General features: G+C 43.5%; 22 protein-coding genes. 17 read left to right on the plus strand and 5 right to left on the minus strand.

Annotated elements, in window-relative coordinates; genetic code table 11:
- The 10 genes from lspA (at nucleotide 1) to MHN30_RS23325 (ending at nucleotide 9,277) form a co-directional block, all read left to right on the plus strand.
- On the plus strand, nucleotides 1–504 hold the full coding sequence (lspA, locus tag MHN30_RS23280; protein ID WP_130163722.1) for a signal peptidase II: 504 nt from the start codon (nucleotides 1–3) through the stop codon (nucleotides 502–504).
- The gene (gene fkpB / locus MHN30_RS23285; RefSeq protein ID WP_010370993.1) at nucleotides 501–941 is read left to right on the plus strand and encodes an FKBP-type peptidyl-prolyl cis-trans isomerase; all 441 of its coding nucleotides are present in this window, start codon (nucleotides 501–503) and stop codon (nucleotides 939–941) included. The genes lspA and fkpB overlap by 4 nt, the downstream gene beginning before the upstream one ends.
- On the plus strand, nucleotides 941–1,870 hold the full coding sequence (ispH, locus tag MHN30_RS23290; protein ID WP_239361268.1) for a 4-hydroxy-3-methylbut-2-enyl diphosphate reductase: 930 nt from the start codon (nucleotides 941–943) through the stop codon (nucleotides 1,868–1,870). The genes fkpB and ispH overlap by 1 nt, the downstream gene beginning before the upstream one ends.
- Before the next feature lie 13 nt (nucleotides 1,871–1,883).
- On the plus strand, nucleotides 1,884–2,888 hold the full coding sequence (locus MHN30_RS23295; RefSeq protein ID WP_239361270.1) for a histidine kinase: 1,005 nt from the start codon (nucleotides 1,884–1,886) through the stop codon (nucleotides 2,886–2,888).
- Nucleotides 2,885–3,571, plus strand: a complete 687-nt coding sequence (locus MHN30_RS23300; protein WP_239361271.1) for a LytTR family DNA-binding domain-containing protein — start codon at nucleotides 2,885–2,887, stop codon at nucleotides 3,569–3,571. The genes MHN30_RS23295 and MHN30_RS23300 overlap by 4 nt, the downstream gene beginning before the upstream one ends.
- Before the next feature lie 117 nt (nucleotides 3,572–3,688).
- Nucleotides 3,689–4,243 carry a type IV pilus modification protein PilV gene (gene pilV / locus MHN30_RS23305; protein ID WP_045990204.1) on the plus strand — a complete coding sequence of 185 codons (555 nt, stop codon included), beginning with the start codon at nucleotides 3,689–3,691 and terminating at the stop codon, nucleotides 4,241–4,243.
- On the plus strand, nucleotides 4,240–5,247 hold the full coding sequence (locus MHN30_RS23310; protein ID WP_099029363.1) for a PilW family protein: 1,008 nt from the start codon (nucleotides 4,240–4,242) through the stop codon (nucleotides 5,245–5,247). Before pilV ends, MHN30_RS23310 begins: the two co-directional genes overlap by 4 nt.
- Nucleotides 5,235–5,696: a pilus assembly protein PilX gene (locus MHN30_RS23315; protein ID WP_239361272.1), complete on the plus strand. Its 462-nt coding sequence runs from the start codon at nucleotides 5,235–5,237 to the stop codon at nucleotides 5,694–5,696. Before MHN30_RS23310 ends, MHN30_RS23315 begins: the two co-directional genes overlap by 13 nt.
- 22 nt (nucleotides 5,697–5,718) lie before the next feature.
- Nucleotides 5,719–8,853 (plus strand): PilC/PilY family type IV pilus protein, encoded by a 3,135-nt coding sequence (locus MHN30_RS23320; protein ID WP_239361273.1) that lies wholly within the window; start codon nucleotides 5,719–5,721, stop codon nucleotides 8,851–8,853.
- The gene (locus MHN30_RS23325; RefSeq protein WP_130163728.1) at nucleotides 8,840–9,277 is read left to right on the plus strand and encodes a type IV pilin protein; all 438 of its coding nucleotides are present in this window, start codon (nucleotides 8,840–8,842) and stop codon (nucleotides 9,275–9,277) included. The genes MHN30_RS23320 and MHN30_RS23325 overlap by 14 nt, the downstream gene beginning before the upstream one ends.
- 309 nt (nucleotides 9,278–9,586) lie before the next feature.
- Here MHN30_RS23325 and MHN30_RS23330 read toward each other — a convergent pair whose 3' ends face one another.
- Together MHN30_RS23330 and MHN30_RS23335 are read right to left on the minus strand one after the other, a co-directional pair.
- Nucleotides 9,587–10,093 carry a GspH/FimT family pseudopilin gene (locus MHN30_RS23330; RefSeq protein ID WP_239361274.1) on the minus strand — a complete coding sequence of 169 codons (507 nt, stop codon included), beginning with the start codon at nucleotides 10,091–10,093 and terminating at the stop codon, nucleotides 9,587–9,589.
- Nucleotides 10,094–10,192: 99 nt separating this feature from the next.
- The gene (locus tag MHN30_RS23335) at nucleotides 10,193–10,798 is read right to left on the minus strand and encodes a GspH/FimT family pseudopilin (RefSeq protein WP_010371021.1); all 606 of its coding nucleotides are present in this window, start codon (nucleotides 10,796–10,798) and stop codon (nucleotides 10,193–10,195) included.
- Between the two features lie 68 nt (nucleotides 10,799–10,866).
- Between MHN30_RS23335 and glnB the strand changes: the two genes are divergently transcribed.
- Nucleotides 10,867–11,205 (plus strand): nitrogen regulatory protein P-II, encoded by a 339-nt coding sequence (gene glnB / locus MHN30_RS23340; RefSeq protein ID WP_010371023.1) that lies wholly within the window; start codon nucleotides 10,867–10,869, stop codon nucleotides 11,203–11,205.
- A gap of 218 nt (nucleotides 11,206–11,423) precedes the next feature.
- Here glnB and MHN30_RS23345 read toward each other — a convergent pair whose 3' ends face one another.
- Nucleotides 11,424–12,188 (minus strand): outer membrane protein assembly factor BamD, encoded by a 765-nt coding sequence (locus MHN30_RS23345; RefSeq protein WP_222241009.1) that lies wholly within the window; start codon nucleotides 12,186–12,188, stop codon nucleotides 11,424–11,426.
- Between the two features lie 123 nt (nucleotides 12,189–12,311).
- Here MHN30_RS23345 and rluD point away from each other — a divergent pair, with 123 nt between their 5' ends.
- From rluD to MHN30_RS23375, 6 genes are all read left to right on the plus strand, one after another.
- Nucleotides 12,312–13,289, plus strand: coding sequence for a 23S rRNA pseudouridine(1911/1915/1917) synthase RluD (gene rluD, locus MHN30_RS23350; RefSeq protein WP_010371027.1), 978 nt, complete (start codon nucleotides 12,312–12,314; stop codon nucleotides 13,287–13,289).
- Between the two features lies 1 nt (nucleotide 13,290).
- Entirely contained in the window at nucleotides 13,291–14,007 is a 717-nt protein-coding gene (gene pgeF, locus MHN30_RS23355) for a peptidoglycan editing factor PgeF (protein WP_130163730.1), read from the plus strand.
- A gap of 90 nt (nucleotides 14,008–14,097) precedes the next feature.
- Nucleotides 14,098–16,671, plus strand: coding sequence for an ATP-dependent chaperone ClpB (gene clpB, locus MHN30_RS23360; protein ID WP_239361275.1), 2,574 nt, complete (start codon nucleotides 14,098–14,100; stop codon nucleotides 16,669–16,671).
- A 128-nt stretch (nucleotides 16,672–16,799) separates the two neighbouring features.
- Nucleotides 16,800–17,735, plus strand: a complete 936-nt coding sequence (locus MHN30_RS23365; RefSeq protein ID WP_239361276.1) for an NADP-dependent oxidoreductase — start codon at nucleotides 16,800–16,802, stop codon at nucleotides 17,733–17,735.
- Between the two features lie 128 nt (nucleotides 17,736–17,863).
- The gene (gene gshA, locus MHN30_RS23370; RefSeq protein WP_239361277.1) at nucleotides 17,864–19,441 is read left to right on the plus strand and encodes a glutamate--cysteine ligase; all 1,578 of its coding nucleotides are present in this window, start codon (nucleotides 17,864–17,866) and stop codon (nucleotides 19,439–19,441) included.
- Between the two features lie 130 nt (nucleotides 19,442–19,571).
- Nucleotides 19,572–20,180: a transglycosylase SLT domain-containing protein gene (locus MHN30_RS23375; protein WP_039496979.1), complete on the plus strand. Its 609-nt coding sequence runs from the start codon at nucleotides 19,572–19,574 to the stop codon at nucleotides 20,178–20,180.
- Between the two features lie 77 nt (nucleotides 20,181–20,257).
- Here MHN30_RS23375 and MHN30_RS23380 read toward each other — a convergent pair whose 3' ends face one another.
- Together MHN30_RS23380 and ccsA are read right to left on the minus strand one after the other, a co-directional pair.
- Nucleotides 20,258–21,520, minus strand: a complete 1,263-nt coding sequence (locus MHN30_RS23380; RefSeq protein WP_010606684.1) for an HlyC/CorC family transporter — start codon at nucleotides 21,518–21,520, stop codon at nucleotides 20,258–20,260.
- Between the two features lie 68 nt (nucleotides 21,521–21,588).
- Nucleotides 21,589–22,395: a cytochrome c biogenesis protein CcsA gene (ccsA, locus tag MHN30_RS23385; RefSeq protein WP_017216167.1), complete on the minus strand. Its 807-nt coding sequence runs from the start codon at nucleotides 22,393–22,395 to the stop codon at nucleotides 21,589–21,591.
- Between the last annotated feature and the right edge of the window lie 51 nt (nucleotides 22,396–22,446).

Here is a 22,446-nt window from a genome sequence, read left to right on the forward strand (position 1 = left end):
GTGACACAAACTACACAGAAAAGTGGTCTGGTGTGGTTGTGGCTTAGTCTACTGCTTTTTGCAGTAGACTATTTCACTAAAGCACTGGTTATGGCTAAAATGGAACTCTATGAGTCCATTGATATTTTGCCTATTTTCAATCTCACCTATATGCATAACTATGGTGCGGCTTTTAGCTTCCTAAGTGAAGCTGGTGGCTGGCAGCGTTACTTTTTAAGTGGCATTGCCGTGGCGATTAGCACTTTACTGATTTTTTGGCTACGTAAATTGCCCGCATCAAATTGGAAGTTGGGATTGGCCTACGCGCTGGTATTAGGTGGTGCTGTAGGAAATTTATACGACCGCATTATTCATGGTTATGTGATTGACTTCCTTCATTTCTATTATCAAGACTGGCATTATCCAGCGTTTAATGTGGCAGATATGGCGATTGTCGGCGGTGCTGCACTATTAATTTTCGATGCCTTTACCAGTGGAGATAAACCACAGGAGAAAAATGCGTGAGTGAGCAACTAATTGGAGCAAAGTCTGAAGTCTTGTTCCATTTTTCAATCAAGTTATCAGACGGTTCAGCAGCAGATTCTACCAAAGTTCATAATAAACCCGCTAAGTTGTTTATGGGTGATGGCAGCCTGACGGAAAATTTTGAAAAGTGTTTGCTTGGATTAAAAGCGGGCGATGAGAAATCTTTTGAGCTAGAGCCAGAAGACGCGTTTGGACAACCAAATCCTGATAACATCTATTATGTTGATAGAAGCAAATTTGGCGCAGAAACCCCCGCTCAAGTAGGTAGCATCATTGCATTTACGCAACCTGATGGTACTGACTTACCTGGATTGATCCGAGAAGTAGCCGGCGACTCGGTAACTGTCGATTTCAATCACCCGCTTGCAGGCCAAAAAGTAACGTTTGAAGTTGAAATTCTTGAGGTAAATAACTAATGGATATCTTGCTGGCAAACCCGAGAGGATTCTGTGCAGGTGTAGATAGAGCGATCAGCATTGTTGAGCGTGCACTCGATATTTTCGAAGCGCCTATTTACGTTCGCCATGAAGTTGTTCATAACAAATATGTTGTTGATGGTCTGAAGTCTCGTGGTGCGGTATTCGTTGAAGAGCTAAATGAAGTGCCAGACGACAGTATTGTTATTTTCAGCGCGCATGGTGTTTCTCAGCAAGTACGTAATGAAGCGAAGCGCCGAGAGTTAAAAGTCTTTGATGCGACTTGTCCGTTAGTGACAAAGGTGCATATGGAAGTGACGCGTGCTAGCCGCAGAGGTACTGAGTGTATTTTGATTGGGCATCACGGCCACCCTGAAGTTGAGGGTACTATGGGTCAGTATGACAATCCGAATGGTGGTATTTATCTTGTTGAAAAACCAGAGGATGTAGCAGCACTCAAAGTGAAAGATGCTGACAATGTGTTCTATTGCAGTCAAACGACGTTATCGGTAGATGACACTGCGGATGTAATTGACGCACTGCGTAGCAAGTTTCCGAACATCAGTGGTCCTCGAAAAGATGATATCTGTTATGCCACGCAAAACCGCCAAGATGCGGTTCGCGACTTAGCGGACAAAGTTGAGTTATTGCTTGTGGTGGGTGCGAAAAATAGTTCTAACTCTAACCGCTTAAGAGAACTTGCGGATAAAATGGGAACTAAGGCATTTCTCATCGATGATGCCTCTTCCATCGAAGAAACTTGGTTCGATGGGGTTGCAAAAGTAGGTGTAACTGCCGGCGCATCTGCACCTGAAGTGCTGGTTCAACAGGTTATCTCTCGACTTAAAGAACTTGGTGGGGAAACGGTAGTTGAGAACCCTGGGCAAGAAGAAAATGTCGTGTTTGCCGTACCTGTAGAACTCAGATAAGAGAGTTAGCACGATGACACCGCGTATCAGGTTGTTGTCTGCACTATTGAGTGAGCGAGGTGTGCTAGCATTGCTAGTTGCCTCGCAAATCCTAGCCTTTTTATATACGCTGATTTCCGCGACTGCGTTTTGGCAATCCCTTGGGTTAACTAGCTTATTTATTCATTTCACTGCCTTTTTATCACTTGCCGTGATAGCGATTGTGTGCCATGCTGTTGAGAAGCGCTCAGATTTAGTTGAAGCTGGAATTCTCATTTCTGTCTTCGTGCTTTGTACTGTTGTCACCAGTACGGTTTTTCCCTATGGTTTTACACTGCTCGGTTGGATTGATGAGGCAAAAATTGAATTGAGCTTATGGCGTAACATCGCAATATGTCTTTGCATTATCACGCTTTTCGCGCATTTCTTAGCTATCTTTACCGATAATATTCGTAAGGTGAAAGCGCTATCTCAAGCGGAACTTGCAGCGTTACATGCGAGAATTCGGCCGCACTTTTTATATAACTCACTCAATACCGTGGCCGAATTGACTCATATCGATCCAACTGCAGCAGAAAAGTCAGCATTAGCCCTTGCCGATTTATCTCGCGCTGCGATGTCCACACAAAATATTGTTCCGCTGGAAAGTGAAATATCTTTATGCAAAGCGTATTTAGAACTTGAGCAGTGGCGCTTTGCAGAGCGTTTGAGGGTAGAGTGGGAGTTAGACAATGTCTTGGGAGATGTTTTGATCCCTGCGTTGATATTGCAGCCATTGGTGGAGAACGCGGTTAGCCATGGGGTAGAGCCAAACCCAAATGGAGCGGATATTCGTATTCATATTCACTGTAGTAAACGCACCTTATCGGTGGTAATTTTTAACAGCTATGATGCAAAATTAAAGCCGACGCACCAAGGGCATGGCATTGGGATAAGTAACATCAGACGCCGCTTGGCTTTACACTATAAGCAGCCCATTGATTTTAAAACCGAAGCCCGTCAATATAGCTATACCGTCAGTTTTTCGCTACCGCTATGAAAACAGTAATATCTTACCTTATTGTGGATGATGAGCCGTTGGCAAGAGCTCGCGTTAAACGATTAATGCAAAAGCACGTAGGCTTTCGTTGTATCGGTGAAGTTGATTGCGCTGACAGTGTGGAAGCGTTACTAAAGCAGGAGCCTGTGCAGCTAATTTTTCTTGATATTTCGATGCCGGGTCAGTCAGGTATTGAGCTTGCAAGCCAACTACGCCTGCAATTTCCGAGGATGAAAATCGTGTTTCTAACGGCGCATCCGGAATATGCGTTAGAAGCATTTGAGCTGCACGCCAATGGCTATCTAGTGAAGCCACTAGATAGTGATAAGCTAGATGCTTTATTGACTACTATCTTTCCGAGTATGGAGACGCTAAGCTATTACGTTGGCAGTGAGTTGCGTTACGTTCAGGTTTCGGATGTTATGGTTGCCGAGGCGGATGAAAAATATACGCGAGTAACCTTGAATTCCGGCCTACAAGCATTAATTGACATGTCACTCAAGTCACTGTTAGATAAGTTTCCAACACATTTTATTCAAATCCACCGCAGTACATTAGTTAAGCGAACAGAAATTTCTGCTTTAGAACTACATGAACAAAAGCACTATGTTTGTCTCAAGTCGCTGCCCAATCGCTATGAAGTTAGCCGTAGAGCTTACACCCAACTAAAAACATTATTTTAAGTGTTAAGCGGTGAATAAACCGTTTATCGCCTCAATAGACCTTTCATACTATCCCGTATTGAGTTTCAAAGACGACTAATTACACTGAAGCTAGGACAATTGAATTCTGGTTGAGATATGCATATTTCGCTAAAGCAACATGGCTTCACACTGTTAGAAGTGCTTATTGCGTTTATGATTTTAAGCTTTGGACTGCTTGGCGCTGTGGCATTACAAGCAAAAGCTAAACAAGCAAGTTTTGATTCTATGCAGCGAGCCGCTGCGGTAGAGCTTGCCAGTGACATCATGCACAGAATAAGAACAAATGATGCGGCAAATATAACCACACTTTACGATGTTGACTTTAATAGCACCGAAGACGTACAGGCAAACACCACGTGTTATACACAGCGCTGTAATGCAGAAACGCTTGCGAAAACAGATATTGCTAATTGGCGTCAAGCGATAAGAGCAAGGGAAAATACAGGTTCGTTGGATAACGCGATTGTGTGTATTAATCCAACCGCAGGTGCCACTCCATCTGGGGTAAATGTGCAGGTTATTGTCACTTGGCGAGGGCGTCAGGCAATGACCGCATTGGAAAATAATCCAGCAGCCGGGTGTGGTGTTGAAGACGATAGACGGCGTGCAGTCGTAATGGAAACTTTTGTCTTGTTAAGGAGTCAGCCGTGAACAAAATCCGAGGTTTTACATTGTTAGAACTCATGATCGCCATGTTTATCGGCGTATTGTTGTTAGGCGGCGTCATTGCTACTTATGTCGGTATGAAAGCGACGACCAACGACACCATGAGTATTGGAGAGCTACAAGAAAAAGGACGTTTAGCGCTTTCCATTATGCGGCGGGATATCGAGCAAGTTGGCTTTTGGGGGACTTTTTACGATCAAGGTTTCACGGATGATAATCAAGCCGCTCCAGCTAACCCAGGAAGTGACTGCTCTGGTGGGATAAACAATGGTAGTTTTCCGAACAATGAGCCTGCTAATTTCAGGCCTATTTGGGCAACATTCACAACAAATGCAACGGCAATGGGATGCATAACCAAAGCTCGACCACAATCAGAAGTGTTACAGGTGAAGTTTCTGGAAGGGAGTCCTGTAGAGGTAACAGGTCTTGTGCCAGACGCAGGTGCTATCCAATCAACTAGGTATTATTTTATTGCACAACAAGAGCAAGCCGAATTTATTGCAGGTGGCAATGTTGGCAACATGCCAAGCGTGAATGCGACACTTTGGCCATATAGTCACCATGTATATTATGTGAGTGAAGAGCAGCAGGTAATTAATAATCGTACTATTACTATCCCCGTTCTAAGAAGGCAAAGACTACATGTAAACGGTGGTATGAAGGATGAATTAGTGATCGAAGGCGTTGAACAAATTCGTTTTGTTTTTGGTTTAGATACCAATTTTGACGGTCGAGTGGATAGATATAGAAATACAACAAATATGTCCGATGCTGACTGGGGCGCTACAAGAGGCATCTTATCCCTACAGCTGTTTGTATTGGTAAGGGTGCTAGAACCGGATGTTGACTTTGGGGTACAGTCGCGATCTTACGTATTAGGGAATGATCCTGATAAAAGGACGTTGACTTATAACGATGCCATTAGACGTACCGTATTTTCAACCACAATATCAATGTACAACATGGGAGGCTCAGCATGGGAAATGTAAAGCAACGGGGTGTAGTACTGATCATGGCGATGGTCATGGTAGTCGCCATAATGGCGGTTGCAGTAACGTTAATGAGTACCAGTACGTTGGATATAAAAATGACCCATGCCGTCATGGAACGAGAAGAAGCTGAAAGCTTACTCTTTGGTGAAATGCAAAGATTAATTCAGCAAGAGCAGCCGCGTTCTAACAATATTTTTCTGCGTTCAAGGCAGCAGTTAGCAGACGAAGGCACAACAGTACAAACGCCTAATGGCCTACAAGCCACTGTGACTAACCTAAATAATGGTGAGCTAGAGCTGTTTTGTCCACGTCAATACGACTATACAGAGGGGTTTGTGTGCAACATGACGGAAGTCGAAGCCACTGTGGAATATGGTGATAGGGGACGTCACAACGTCACCATAGTGATGGGAATTGGTCAGGAAATTGTGAGTGTTTCAAATTAACAGCCTTTTTCGAGTAACTGATATGAATAAGTTAATATACACGATAGTTGCATTAATGGCGCTATTACAAACCGCTCAAGCGGAAGACATTGAGCTTTATGTTAAACATAATGTTTCTACTCGCGAACAACCTCGGGTACTGATGTTGTTCGATACATCAGGCAGCATGGCGTGGGACTCACAAAATGGTAAGGCGTGTTATGAGCGTTACTCATATCGCGTGTGGACTGGCTGGCGTTATGAAACACGTTATGGCTACCGAGAAACAGAGTGCTTTAACGGTAGTAACTGTTATCAAGCAAATCAGTACAATCAAGCCGTTCAGGGCTGCGCGGATAGCCGTCTAAAAGTAGCACAAAATGCAATGCGCAGTTTAGTTAGTGATAATGATGATATTAGATTTGGCCTGTCTCGACTTTATTCTTCGAGTGGGGGTTATATTCTTAATGGGATTGGCAGTAGCCGCAGCGATATTGTTGATAAGATCAACGCATTACCAGCAAGTGGTTCTACGCCGCTGTCAGAAACGCTTTGGGAGTTATATAACTACCTTAAAGGTGGTGACGTATATTGGGGGACCAATGGCGGAAACGACAGGGATAAGGGGATAGAACGTGGTAACGACTATATTTCTGCGTTTACCCCCGTGCGTGGCGAAGAAGAGCGGTGTGATACGTCAATCAACTTAATTTTAATGACGGATGGCGACCCTACCAGCGATACTGACTCTAACACAAGTATCGTTAATGAATATTATTCAGTGTATGGCGCCTACCCTAACTATTTCGACATTAATGAAGGCTCTGGTGTTACCAAAAACTATTTACCAGCTTTAGCCAAAACAATGCGCGGTACGTCTCAAGTTAAAGTTGACTTATATCCTTCTACTCCAGATGAACATGACTTTGCGCGAGTCTTTACGATCGGTTTTGGTAACGGTATGTCTAATACAGGTAAAGAGTTGCTTGCGGAAACTGCTAAGGAAGGGGGAGGGCAATACCTGCACGCTAATACCGCAAATGAACTGTCGGATGTACTCAAAACCACGATTACCAATATCAGAAATGTGAGTGCAAGTTTTAGTTCACCAACGGTGTCCGCCAATGCTGAAGATCAAACCCAAACAGGTGATGCACTTTATTACACTCAGTTTAAACCAGAGACACATACTCGCTGGCGTGGCAACCTGAAAAAGCTTAAGTTTGTGGGCACAGAGATAGTAGGTCAGGAACTGACTAAAGCGATAAATGATAAAGGTGCGATTGATAGCAATATCACAACATATTGGTCGCAAGCGGAATCAAAAGATGGCAACAATATCGAAAAAGGGGGAGTTAACTATGCGCTTGAAAATCAGGTTACTAGAAAAGTACTGTCTGATTTTGGTGGCGGTGATTTAGTTGATTTCACCTATAATAACGCCGAAAGTGCCTATGGTAATTTAACTAAACTTGCCACAGCAATGGAGTTAAGCGGTGCGAGTAAAAGTGAGATACAAAGTATTTTTAATTGGGCGATAGGTCAAGACGTCGACGATGATGATGGTGACGGTTTGAGATCTGAAAGAAGGCCAGACATATTCGCCGATCCCTTACATTCAAAGCCTGCAACGGTCGACTATGGCAATGGCGATATTCGCGTGCTCATTGGCACCAACGCCGGCATGCTCCATATGTTTAAAGATCAAGGAAATAGCGTAACTGAAAGCTGGGCATTTATTCCAGGTTCTTTATTACCTATCCTGAATCCAGTCAAAACACGTAAAGCAGAAACGAAATTGTATGGCCTAGATGGACCTATTACTGTGTACTTTCACGATGTGAATAAAAATCGCAAGGTGGAAGCGGGTGATAAGGTTTGGGCCTTTGTGGGAATGCGCCGCGGCGGCAATAAATACTATGGCTTTGATATTACCAATCCAGATTCACCCAAACTATTGTGGGGTGGGCCTATTTCCGGTGATTCAAACAAGTTTAAAAACTTGGGACAAACGTGGTCCAAGCCCGTGGTGACTTTCATTGAAAAGCAAAAGGATAGACCGGTATTGGTTTTTGCAGCAGGATACAATACCAATAAAGACAATGTTGCACGTAGCGATGATAATGATAAAGGCGTAGGGATTTACATGGTTGATATCATGTCAAACAATGCTGATATTGTTTGGTCGCTCACTGGAGATGCGTTTAAAGGTAAGCACAGTATTGTTGCGGAGCCAACGTTAACGGACTCAGATTACGATGGCTATATTGACAGAATTTATTTAGCGGATACCGCAGGGAGTATCTGGAGAATTGATATACCCGGTCCAAACCCATCTGATAGTACTGAGCCTTGGACTCATTTTGAGTTGGCGCGTTTGGGGAGTAGCTTTGCTGATGAGGATAGACGCTTTTTTTATCGTCCAAATATTGCTCGTACTTTTTATAGTAAGGTAACAGAGACTAGATATAACGGGAATTTGATTAAAGAGCGCAGAGATACGCCGTTTGATGCCATTGTTATTGGTAGTGGTAATCGCTCTAAGCCGACAGATTCAAGTGTGACTGACTACCTTTTCATGATTAGGGACATACATACGAAGACTCAGTCATTTGTAAATGACATTCCAGACCCTATATTAATTTCTGATTTAATGGAAATGAAGAGCGATCCGTTTGGGAATGCTGTAGACAATATTGACGACTTTATTGAACTAGAAGTAGAGCTGGCTAAGTTTAATGGCTGGAAGTATCAGTTATCAGGGGGCGAAAAGTCGCTCTCTGGAGCTACTGTTATTGGAGGAGTCGCATACTTTACTTCATTTACACCAGCAGATCAGACAACCCAACAATGCACATTAACAGGTGGTAAAGGGCAGCTTTACATGTTCCATTTACATTATGGTACAGGTAAAACTTATGTTACTTCACAGGATTTACCGGATACGCCGACTCTAGTTGTACGCAAAGATGAAAATGGCAAAAGAGTTCCTTATATCGCAGGCCCTGGGATTATAGCTGATGGCAGCAATCCATTTGTACCGCCGGGAATACCAGGGGAACCAGTGCCAGTTGTGGGAGATGACGACAAGGTTATTATCTTTAAAAATAAAACTTCGGGTATCAGAACAAGACAACTTTACATTTATAAGAGGGAAGATAGCGATGAGAAGAAATAGTACCCTAGACAAAGCAATATCAGGTTTTACCTTGATAGAAGTAATGATAGTGGTGGTGATCATCGGTATTCTCTCTGCGATTGCGTACCCTAATTACACTGAGTATGTGAGAAGGGGGGCAAGGGCTGATGCCATGACTTTGTTACTTGACGCCGCGAATAAGCAAGAGCAATTCTTTGTTGATAACAGAGCTTACAGCGATAATCTAGCGGCAATCGGTGTAGCGACTGCAACGGAAAATGGTTATTTCAATGTAACACTTGAAAACGTCACTGCAGATACTTTTAGAATCGTCGCAACAGCCGCAGCAGGGCCGGTTCAAGGCGATGAACAGTGCCCAGCTTTAACCATTGATGAACTTGGGGTTCGAGGTGTTACTGGGACAACGGATCAAGACGCTATAGATAGGTGTTGGGAACGTTAATTTTCGGGGGGACTAGTTGACTCCCCTTTGTATTAATACTAACTATCCCGAGCTTAGGTTATTTAACCTGAGATTTGGATAAGGAATGAGCTAATTCATTGTTTTTAATATTACATTAAATTATTTCCTTATCTAGCTAGAGAGTTTTGGGGATAACACCGCTTCCGCGTCCTGTTCTCGCTAAGGTACCTACATCCTGTAGGCAAGGCGAATTTACGTACCAATAGCGGGCTATTGGAAGTGAATTCAACGCAGTTAGCGATAAAACTGGTTGCTAAAAAGGCATTAATTATTAGAAGCTTAGATTATTTACTTTTGACATTCATCAGTATCTTTTAGAGTGCTTCTCCCTGTGTAGCTAACTGACAACGACAATCCCACGGTAGAATTTGCGTTACAATAGACAAAAGTACCGTTATAGAGTCCCGCGAGATGGCCAAAGCGGCGAAATATAATGGCGTTTCTTGGGTAGGTGAGCTTGTCACCTGAGTCTACTGAGTCCACAACCGATAATTTATAATCATTGCCTGAAAACTCACCTTGAGGGTGGTAGTCGATAAAAACCGTTAACTGAGTGTGCCATTCTTTGTCGTCGCAGCGATTGTTTTTCAGTGGGCATAAAGTAACGGTTGCACCACTTGCAACGGCCTGAATGCGAGCAAAATTAATGGCTCGTCGCAACGCTTCTAGTTTTATTTTTGGTTTATCAAACTGAAATAAAGTCGTAAGACTGGGAAGAGAAAATAAACTGACGATGGTGATAATCGCCAAACACACTAAAGATTCCAATAGGGAAAATCCCATATGACGATGCATATCCTTTGCCTCGTTTTATATTTTCTTTAAGCCTAGTCGTTTATATATTAAAGGCAAGATTGGAACTTAGAGATATTTTGCGCATCAGTACTTTTGTGGTTATCCACAGGTATCTGTTGTATTTCCTCGATATAATGCTGTGCCAGCGGTTGAAACACTCAACTGCTGATTGTTGTCGTCACTACCAGGACAATAGGTAAAATTTCCGGCGTTTGAACCACTTAATAACCCACTCGAATCAAACCTTAGACGATTGTCACCAGAAAATACCATAGTGTCGTTATCGTCTACGACCTCCATCGTTCTATGGATAGTATCACCATTACTAAATGTGCCATTTTTATCACTATCAACAAACACGCTAATTCTGTTCGTTGCCCAATTATCTTGGCAAGTAAATGCAGTCCTAGCTTGAATATTGGCAGGTGGCGCGGGGCAAAGAATGACAATTTCGTCTGCGGCGGTTGCTTTTACACGAGCAAAAGCGATGTTACGTTGTAATTCTTGTAAGAAGGACTCTGCTCGGTTACGTTGCAGCAGGTTGCCATCAAAGCTAAATGAAATGGCCAACACGATAGCCAATATAGCGATGGTTATCATCAGTTCTAGTAGATTGAATCCTGCTGATTGTTTCATTACCGCCTCACAACCAAAAAGTAATAATTTATGATTAATATTATTGCGTGAAATCACTTCAACTTTCAATGTCTTTGTTTGCCTTGGGCAAGCGGATTGTCTAAAATCGACGCTATACCAAAGGAATCGAGATAATCATGAAGAAAATAGAAGCAATAATTAAACCGTTTAAACTTGATGATGTCCGAGAAGCGCTTTCGGATGTGGGGATAACAGGTATGACGGTATGTGAAGTAAAAGGTTTTGGTCGTCAGAAAGGTCATACTGAGTTATATCGCGGTGCTGAATATATGGTAGATTTCTTGCCTAAAGTAAAGCTTGATATTGTTACCGCAGATGAAGACGTTGACAGAGCCATTGAAGTTATCCTAAAAACTGCGCAAACGGGCAAAATTGGTGACGGTAAAATCTTTGTGACCGATGTTGAGCGTGTGGTTCGGATCCGTACAGGTGAAGAGGACGAAGAAGCGATTTAATACGCTGTTAAGTCAAATACTTACCTTTTAAGGCTGCTTACCTTCTATTATGGGCAGCCTAACTCCTTCCTTATTACAACTACAATCAAATAAAATACGCTGACGGCTGATGTCTATGTACAGAAAACAAGTATTTTTTACTGCTGTAGAATGCTTGAAGGCGAGTACTGCTGGGAGAGAAGTCACGACATCGGTGATATCGTGACTTAGCACTCTATTTATTTGTTACGTGCGTTAACCGATTTGGCTTTTTTCACGTTATCCGCAAGGTCAGGAAGACCAAGCTTTCGGTAGCTTTTTTCCATAATGTCAAAAGCTTGGGTCAGATAACTACTTTGAGAGTAGTGTTCTACTACATATTTACCACGGTTTGCTGCGGCAAGGAATGCTTCACGCTCGAAGTAATATTCAGCGACTCTCAGTTCGTAACGAGCCATTTTGTTTAGTAACCATACTAAGCGTTTTTTCGCCTCTGGTGCATACGGACTGTTTGGATAGTTTTTAACTAACGTGGTTAAATCCTGAAAAGCAACGCGGGTTCGATTGGCATCGCGGTCGGCTCTGTCGACACCAAAATATTCTTGGAATGCGTTTTCGTCGGCTTTAATACTTACCAAGCCTCGCATGTAGTACATGTAGTCTAGGTCTTTATGATTTGGATTTAAGCGAATAAAACGATCAATAGTGGCAAGAGCTTGGTCAGTGTTACCTGTTTGATAATATGCATAGACTAAGTCCATTTGAACTTGTCTTGCATAAGGGCCAAACGGGTAACGAGCATTAATCGCGCCCAATAATTCAATGGCGCGGGCATATAAACCGGAATCTAATGTTTGTTTAGCATCTTCATAAAGCGCTTGGGCGGATTTGTTTGGTACGCGTTCAATATCTTCTTGTTCTGGTGCGGATGAACAGGCTGCCAAACCCAAAACAGACGCGGCTAACGCCAGCCTAAAGGCGTGTGTCCTTAAGTTTTTAATCATTTTATTTTACTACCTTTGTTTTCTTCGGCTAGGCCAACTCGGCAAAACCGAGTAAACTATGCATTAATACGATTCTAACCCAGTCGAGCACGGCTTGCACTGGTAAATTAGGTAAAGTTTCAGATGTCAGAGCAAATTTCCCTCCAAGCGGAGGTTCCAGTCGAACTCGGTGGTAAACGTCTAGACCAAATATTGGCGCAATTGTTCCCGGATTTTTCTCGTTCAAGAATAAAAACTTGGATCCTTGAAGATAAAGTCACCGTAGATGGTGAAGTATTCAACACCCCTCGTGAAAAGTTACTTGGTGGTGAAAGTGTCGCTATCGAGACGGTTATCGAAGCACAACGTGAATACGAAGCGCAAGATATAGAGTTAGACATTGTTTATGAAGATGATGACATTCTTGTGATAAACAAGCCGATGGGGCTGGTGGTTCACCCCGGTGCCGGTAACCCAGATGGCACTGTGTTAAATGCTCTGCTGCACCATCACCCAGAAATCATTAACGTGCCTCGTGCTGGTATCGTACACCGTCTAGACAAAGACACGACTGGTCTAATGGTCGTGGCGAAAACTATTCAAGCACAAACGCACTTGGTAAAGAATCTACAAGCGCGTGAAAACTTCACACGTGAATACGAAGCTGTCTGTAATGGCACGATGACGGCAGGTGGCATGATTGAAAAGCCAATCGGTCGTCACGCAACCAAGCGTACACATATGGCAGTACATGAGATGGGTAAGCCAGCTATCACTCATTACCGTGTTGCTGAAAAGTTTCGAGCACACACGCGCTTGCGCCTGCGCTTAGAAACCGGTAGGACGCACCAAATTCGTGTACATATGGCGTATTTGAATCACCCACTAATTGGCGATCAGCTCTATGGCGGCCGTCCTCGTCCACCAAGAAATGCGACTCAAGGATTAACCGAGCAATTAAGAGAGTTTAAACGTCAGGCATTGCATGCTATAAAACTGAGTATCGCTCACCCTATTACTGGCGAGAAGATGACGTGGGAAGCGCCTGTGCCTGAAGATATGATTAAACTGGTGGCAGCGCTCAGAGAAGACACCAAAGAAAACCCGGATTTAACGTTATAAGATGCAACTTGCTCAGTGGCCATTAACCCAATTCGTTGGGACATTATCAACAACGCGCAAGGGCGGTGTTTCAGCACCGCCGTATGATAGCTTTAACCTAGCCTTTCATGTTGGTGATAATGCTGAACATGTAGCCGAAAACCGTCGAATTTTACATGGTTATGTGGCCAACCCGATTGTATGGCTTGAGCAAGTACATGGCGCAGAAGTGGTGGTGGTCGACGAGCAGTTTGAAATCGCGCAGGTCCATCAAGCCGATGCCTTATACACTCGCTTGCGTCAAACACCACTGGCTATCATGACAGCAGACTGCTTACCCATTCTGCTTGCATCAAAAGATGGTGAAGAGGTGGCCGCTATCCATGGTGGTTGGAAGCCTCTTGCAGCTGGAATTATCTCGCAAACACTGGCTAAGTTTAACTGTGCACCTGAAGAGATCTGCGTATGGTTTGGCCCTGCGATTGGACCTAGTGCATTCGAGGTAGGTGAAGACGTAGTACAAGCTTTTGAGACGCAACGAAATACGGCATTTGATGCCAAAAAAGACGGTAAGTATCTTGCGGATATTTTTGAGCTTGCACAGTCGTTATTACGCGAGCAAGGTGTAAAGGATTTTTACGGCGATAAACACTGTACAGTAACTATGCCCGAGCAGTATTTTTCCTATCGTAGAGACAAAACAACGGGCCGTATGGCAACTTTGATTTGGCGCAAATAATCAGGGTAAATTATTACTTTTACGCTTGATCTTCGTTTAGTTAATACCCATAAATAAGGTAATTCGATATTTTATATGGGTAAATAAATCATGCGTTTAGATAGATTTACAAGCAAATTCCAAGCTGCGCTTTCCGATGCGCAGTCATTAGCGCTTGGGCGCGATCACCAATTTATTGAACCTGTTCATTTAATGTACGCTTTGCTCCAGCAGAGCGGCTCGAGTGTGCGCGCATTATTGGCACAAGCAGGTGTGAGCGCCGACGAGCTTAATACTAAGTTGTCACAAGCCATTGAAAAGCTATTTAAAGTAGAAGGTGTAGGTGGTGATGTACAGCTTTCAAATAACCTTATTTCACTGATCAATCTATGTGATAAATATGCACAAAAGCGTAAAGATAAGTATATCTCCAGCGAGTTATTTGTTTTTGCTGCGTGCGAAGATAAAGGCCCATTAGGCGAGATTTTCAAAACGCTTAATATCACCCAGCCAAAGATTGAGCAAGCCATTAAGGCTATTCGAGGGGGTCAAAAAGTGGATGACCCTAATGCTGAAGACACTCGCCAAGCACTTGAGAAATTTACCATCGATCTCACTGAGCGTGCCGAGCAAGGCAAGCTTGATCCGGTTATTGGCCGTGACGACGAAATTCGCCGCACTATTCAAGTGCTACAGCGCCGTACTAAAAACAACCCTGTACTTATCGGTGAACCGGGCGTTGGTAAAACCGCCATCGTTGAGGGGCTCGCGCAGCGTATTATCAACGGTGAAGTTCCAGAAGGCTTGAAAAGTAAGCGCGTACTATCGCTAGATATGGGAGCATTAGTGGCGGGGGCCAAATACCGTGGTGAATTTGAAGAGCGCCTAAAGTCGGTATTAAACGAGCTGGCTAAAGAAGAAGGCCAAGTTATTCTCTTTATTGATGAAATCCATACCATGGTAGGCGCGGGCAAAACCGACGGTGCAATGGATGCGGGCAACATGCTAAAACCCGCACTTGCTCGTGGTGAACTTCACTGTGTGGGGGCGACCACGCTCGATGAGTATCGTCAATATATTGAAAAGGACGCAGCACTCGAGCGTCGTTTCCAAAAAGTATTTGTTGCAGAGCCAACCGTAGAGGACACCATCGCGATTCTACGTGGCTTAAAAGAGCGTTACGAATTGCACCACTCGGTGGATATTACCGATCCTGCGATTGTCGCTGCGGCTAATTTATCACATCGTTATATCTCAGATCGGCAGCTTCCAGATAAAGCTATCGATTTGATAGACGAAGCAGGGTCTTCAATTCGGCTGCAAATTGACTCAAAGCCGGAGCAATTAGACAGACTAGAGCGCCGTATTATCCAACTAAAATTGGAAGATAACGCGCTGGCAAAAGAGAAAGATGAAGCGAGTCAAAAGCGTCGTACTGAGATGCAAACACTCATTAATGAATTAGAAGCTGAGTATCGAGAGCTTGATGAAGTGTGGAATGCCGAAAAAGCCTCACTACAAGGCACGCAAGTGATTAAGGCTGAGCTTGAGCAAGCGCGTTTAGATCTAGAAGTCGCGCGTCGAGCAAGTGACTTGCAACGTATGTCCGAACTACAATATGGTCGGATCCCTGAGCTTGAGCGAAAACTAGACCTTGCTTCTCAGGCTGAAATGCAGGAAATGAGTCTTTTAAAAAATCAGGTCGGTGAAGATGAAATTGCAGAAATTTTATCGCGCTGGACTGGGATCCCAGTCGCAAAAATGCTTCAAGGTGAGCGTGAAAAGTTACTGCAAATGGAAGACGAGCTTCACAAAAAAGTGATTGGTCAAGACGAAGCCGTTAATGCGGTTGCCAACGCTATCCGTCGCTCACGAGCCGGGCTTGCAGACCCAAATCGCCCAATTGGTTCGTTCTTGTTCTTAGGTCCAACAGGGGTTGGTAAAACGGAGCTGACCAAAGCGTTAGCCAACTTTATGTTTGATACGGAAGATGCCATGGTGCGCATTGATATGTCCGAGTTTATGGAAAAACACTCAGTTGCGCGCTTGGTTGGCGCACCTCCTGGTTATGTTGGCTACGAAGAAGGCGGCTATTTGACAGAAGCGGTAAGGCGTCGCCCTTATTCTGTGATTTTACTTGATGAAGTGGAAAAAGCGCATCCAGATGTATTTAACATCTTATTGCAGGTCTTGGACGATGGTCGCTTGACCGATGGTCAAGGTCGCACGGTTGATTTTAAAAATGCGGTGATCATCATGACCTCGAACTTAGGGTCGGATGTCATTCAAGAGCAAGCAGGAAATAACGACTACGCAACACTCAAGGAGCGTGTTATGGGCGTGCTCGCTAGTCAGTTTAGACCTGAATTTATTAACCGCATTGATGAAACTGTGGTGTTCCACCCGCTTATCAATGAACATATTAAAGAAATTGCGAGTATCCAATTAGACAGATTGAGTAAACGCTTAACTGAAAAAGGCTTTGCGCTTGAGCTCAGTGACGCTGCGCTTGATAAAATCGCTGCGAGCGGGTTTGATCCTGTATATGGTGCCCGTCCTCTAAAACGAGCAGTGCAACAATACATTGAAAACCCGTTGGCGCAGGACTTGTTACAAGGTAAGTTTGTGACTGGCGATACCATTAAAGTCGAGGTTGTCGACGACCAGATAGTGTTCAATCACTAATATAGCTAAACGCTCTTACAGTCATACTGTAAGAGCGTTTTTCCTTCCCATACTGTAAATTTCTTCAAACTCCTTACCCTTTCGCGTATTCTACAAAGATAACAAACTGTCTTCTAAGAACGCCGCATATGATAAATAACTCAACCACTTACGGTATCTACGAATTTGGTGATAGCAATCAGCTGTGTAGTACCACCATTTCTTTGCCAGCACTTAGTTCAGGCCTAGTGCGCATAAAAGTAAACAGTACCAGCATAAATCCTATTGAAGTGAAAACCAGACAAGGCCTTGGTTATGTTGCAGCGCAAAAAAGCGCAGATGCCTTTTTGCCGCTCGGATATGATCTGTATGGTGAGGTGGTTGAGGTTTATGGCTCAGATAATCAATTTAAAGTAGGCGACCTTGTCATCGGTATGATTGGGTTTGCGAGTAACCCCGGAACCTATAGTGATTATGTAGTGGCGCTTGAGTCAGAGCTCATCAAGGTTTCTTTGCAAGAAAATCCAGATATTGCAGGTCTTTGTCTTGCGGGTCTTACTGCAAAACAAGCGCTAGATAAATTTTCGAATCATAATCGTCCACTATATGTATTGGCACCAACTGGTGGCGTGGGGCATTTAGCAATTCAACTAGCACAGCTCCAAGGGCGAAAAGTCATTGCTGTCTCGACCCGCCCTGAGCACGAATTGTTGTCGAAGCTCAAGGTAACGGCAATAAGTTATGACGAATTTTATCAGCACCAAGTTGAATGCGATTTACTGGACTTAATTGGTGGCGATATTGCATTACAGTGTGTCGATTCGATGAAGTCGAATTCGCACCTAGTGACTATTCCCAGCGTCACCAAAGAAATGGTCTGTGAGCGAGCCACGACAAGGGGGGTAAGGGCTGAGGGGATGTTGGTTGCGAGTAATCTAGGCGATCTTAAATATTTGTATCAGGCGTACCAAGCTGGCAAAATCAGCATCAACGTAAGTCATTACTTTGCGATGGCGGATATTGCGCTGGCTCATCACTGTATGGAAAGTGGTAAGCATGTTGGCAAAGTTATTATTAAGGCCTAAGTGTACTAAAAGTAGCCATATTTAAATTGATTGCTCGGTTTAAATCACTCATTTAATGAATACACTTGGTATAATTTGGTTTCGACCCCATAAACTTGAAATTGGCCTGTAGGTTCGAGGAAGAATTTTTGAAACAATTAGACTTAAACACTAAGCTGGACTTATTGTCTGACGGCGCGCATCGCGGCGTTTTCAAAGGTATCAAAAGAGGTATCGAACGTGAGGCATTGCGGATCCAAGGGTCGGGAAAAATAGCGAAAACACCGCATCCAGAAAAGACGGGCCACGCACTGACCAATGGTCATATCACCACTGATTTTTCTGAGTCGCTACTCGAATTTATCACCCCAGTGAGTGAAGACCCACAAGAGACATTAGCGCAACTTTCTGATCTACAGAAGTTTACTTTGGCTAACATGGGTGATGAGTTACTGTGGCCTTTGTCGATGCCATGCTTTATTGAGGATGAAGAAGATATTGTCCTAGCACAGTTTGGCACTTCTAATATCGGCAAAATGAAAACGCTATATCGTGAAGGGCTAAAAAACCGTTACGGCAGCATGATGCAGGCCATTGCGGGTGTGCACTTCAATATTTCGTTTCCAGAGGCCGTATGGCAAAGTCTGCAAGTGATGTCTGAAGATGATAACCCTCAACAATCATTTATCTCCCAGCAGTATTTAGGCCTTATTCGTAATTTCAAGCGTGAAATGTGGCTGATAAGCTACCTGTTTGGCGCATCTCCTGCGCTTTGTCCGTCATTTTTGCAAGGCAAAAAGAGCGACTTGCCATTTAGTAAGCTAGAAAATGGCTCCATCTACCTTGAATATGGCACCGCACTTAGACTGGGTGATTTAGGTTATACCAATAGCGCACAAAGCTCGCTTAAGGTGATGTATAACGATCTGGATGAGTATATTGCGGGCTTGCGACAAGCCATTCGTTGTCGCTCCGACTTATATCATGAAATTCCAGACTATCGAGCAGCAGAGCCAAAACAGCTGAATCGCAACATTTTACAAATTGAAAATGAGTTCTACTCGCCAATTAGACCAAAGCGCAATGCCAAGTCTGGTGAAACGCCGACTCAGGCACTTGAACGTGGTGGTATCGAATATATCGAAATTCGTGCGCTGGATGTTAACCCATTCGAGCATACAGGTGTCAGTCTTGAGCAAATCCACTTCCTCGATGTGTTCTTAACCTATTGTTTGCTAAAGCCAAGCCCTGAGCTTTCGTTTGAAGCGCAGAAGCTCGCTGGTAAGAATTTACATCAGGTGGTTAACCAAGGTCGCTGCACTGCACTTGAACTGAGTAAAGCGGGTGAGCCTGTGAGTGTGAAGCAGTGGGGCACAGAGATTTTTACAGACTTACTCAAAGTCGCAAAAATGTTAGATGCGAGTACCGAAAAATTAGTCTACGTGGCAACAGTGGAAAAATCAATGTTGTCAATTGAAACACCTGCACTTACTTTTTCTGGGCAGTTGCTATCTCAACTGAAGAGTCGTACCTTAGAACAAGGCTCAATGGGCATTGAACTTGCGAAAAAATATAAGCAACTTCATCAAGATATCAAATACGGCTATTACGATGAAGATACGCTGAAGTCATTTGCACGTCAGTCTTTCGAAGATGAGGCTGCGGTTAGAGCTGCTGATACGGTGGATTTCACTGCTTTCCTTGACGATTATTTTTCAAGGGCATAATGCACAAGGCATAAAAAAGCGCAGCCATAAGGCTGCGCAAATAAATTTCAGGGATGAAACAATGCTAAACTGCTGCATTCATAAGTTCAGACCAATGCAAATTGTAAAAGTTCATTAGGTTTCGAAAAAAATGCAAAAAAAATTAATTTTAATTAGCCTCGCCGCTGTTTTATCCGGATGTGCTACTGCACCACCTAAACAACCTCATGATATTTGTAAGATTTTTGAGGAAAAAGAAGATTGGTACTATGACGCTCGTGATGCTCAAGAAAAATGGGGTTCACCAAAGCATGTACTAATGAGCATGATGTACCAAGAAAGCTCTTTTCGTCACGATGCGGCGCCTCCAATGGAATACTTCCTATGGTTTATTCCTGTTGGCAGAGTGAGCTCTGCTTATGGCTACTCTCAAGCCAAAACTCCGACCTGGTCTGATTATATTCGTGAAACTGGAAACTCAGGTGCAGATCGCGATGACTTTGAAGACGCCATCGATTTTATGGCTTGGTTCGTATATAAGACTCACAAAGTAAACGGCGTGTCTAAGTGGGACGCTTACGCACAATATCTCAATTATCATGAAGGCTGGGGCGGTTATCGTCGTGGTACTTATAAAAATAAGAAATGGTTAATGCAAGTCGCAAATAAGGTAAAGCATCGTGCTGCGCGCTATGCCGTTCAACTTAAACGCTGTGAAGATGATTTAGATAAGAACTGGTTCGAGAGAATTTTTTCTTGAGTACATTGCGGTGTTACTTTTAACACCGCAACTGAGTTTAGTTTTTACTTGCTTAAGAGTTATACCAATTAGTTAAGCTAATTGGTATTAGAAGAAATTTTCACCATCTTGATCATGTTTTCTTTGATCTCAATGACTTCCATCTTATAACCAGAAATCGTTAAGCCAAGAGGCGCATCTGGAATATCTTCAAGGTGCTCAACAATCAGGCCGCTGAGGGTTTTAGGGCCTTCGGTAGGTAAGTCCCAACTCATTTCTTTATTTAAGTCACGCACGTTTACACTGCCGTCAACCATAACTGAGCCATCACGCTGCATGTTTACGTCTTCGCTCGGCGCACGCGTCTGCGTGGTCGTAAAGTCACCTACGACTTCTTCAAGAATATCTTCGAGCGTAACCAGACCTTGAATGTCACCATACTCATCAACAACAAGACCAATACGCTCTTTGGCTTCTTGGAATTTGATCAGCTGTGTATTGAGCGAGGTATTCTCTGGTACATAGTAAATCTCTCTTACCGCACGCAGTAGTGACGGCTTATCAAACTGCTCTTTTGTCAGTAGGCGTAGCGCATCACGAGCGTGAATAAAACCAACCGCATCATCAATTTGGTCACGGTAAAGTAGCACTCGGGTGTGCTGTGCATTCGTGAGCTGGCGAGCAATATCTTTCCACTCGTCATTGATATCTATCGCATTGATTTCACTGCGTGGGATCATAATGTCTTCTACGGTCACGTGATCTAAGTCTAAGATAGAAGTGAGCATGTTTTGGTGGTTTGAGGGCAACATAGCGCTTGACTCATTTACCACGGTTTTTAATTCTTCTTTACTTAGGCTGTGCTCCTCAATCTCTTGTGGTGTGATCCCGACCAAACGTAACATACCATTGGTGATCCAGTTGGTCGCAACAACCAAAGGAAACAAGACCTTCAACAACACTTTTAGGATAACAGAGCTTGGAAACGCGACTTTCTCAGGGTATAAAGCTGCGAGAGTCTTAGGTGTAACTTCAGCGAAGATAAGGACCACGAGTGTGAGGCCAAAAGTAGCTACTGCGATACCCATATCGCCATACAGGCGTAATCCAATGATGGTTGCAACTTGTGCAGCGGCAATATTGACGAGGTTATTTCCGATCAGGATCAGACCAATCAGTCTATCAGGACGGTTAAGGAGGTTACTTACACGCTTCGCACCACGGTGATTCTCTTTTTCAAGATGGCGTAGACGAATACGGTTGATTGACATGATACCGGTTTCTGAACTAGAAAAATAAGCCGACATCAAAATGAGCACGCCGAGTATGATAAACAAGGCGCTGGTCGATATGTCTTCCAACAGTGGATCCCTTTTTTACTTACGAAAGAGTATTAAGCGTTAGTGAGTTACGATAGTCAAGTTAAAGTTTAAAACCTGCCTAAAATCACTTCTTGTATAAAGCGACTACCAAAGTAACCTAAAGTCACGATGCCAGAAGCCGCTATGATTGAAATCACCACAGACTTACCGCGCCAGCCGAACTGCTTATGCCCAAAGGCGACGACGACATAAATAAGCCATGCAACGATAGATAAAATGGTTTTGTGAATAGTCTCTTTGGCGAACATACCGTCTAAAAAGTAAAAACCAGATGCTAATGCCAGCGTTAATAAACCTGTGCCTACAAATAACAGCTGATAAAGCTGCCTTTCCACTTGCATAAGTGGCGGTAGATGGCTGGTCATAATCGCCAAATCCCGTTGTTTTAAGCGTTTATCAATAAACATAAATTGAATGGCGTAGAGCGTGGCGATGATAAGTACACAGTAAGCCAACAAAGAAAGTGAAATATGTAAAACGAGGCCAACATCTATGTTTATCGTATGCATAATAATGTGGTGTGGAATAAATAGGCTTGCTAATAACAAAATAGCCGCGAAGCCATACACCACGGGCAGCAATAATGTTGCAGGGAAGCGTAAAGATACGGTCGTTACAGAAACCACGATAACCCAACAGGTTAACAAGGCAACGTTGACGGTACTGAGATCTTGCCCTTGATGCGTAAACACTGAATTCACCAATACTAGCATATGAGTTAAAATGGCGACGGTGCTTAATATTAAGGTTTTCTTTTGATCTGGACCTTGTTTGTCAAATAAGCGCGATAAAACATGGCTGGTGGCCATGATGTAAAAGAGACAGGCGATTAATGACAAGCTAATAATCAACATAAAAATAAGTGCCTAATTTTTGCTTTCCTTTTTTAGCTATTGTATTTAAAG

It is taken from the genome of Pseudoalteromonas sp. OF7H-1, from assembly GCF_022347825.1.
GTDB classification, from domain to species: domain Bacteria; phylum Pseudomonadota; class Gammaproteobacteria; order Enterobacterales; family Alteromonadaceae; genus Pseudoalteromonas; species Pseudoalteromonas maricaloris.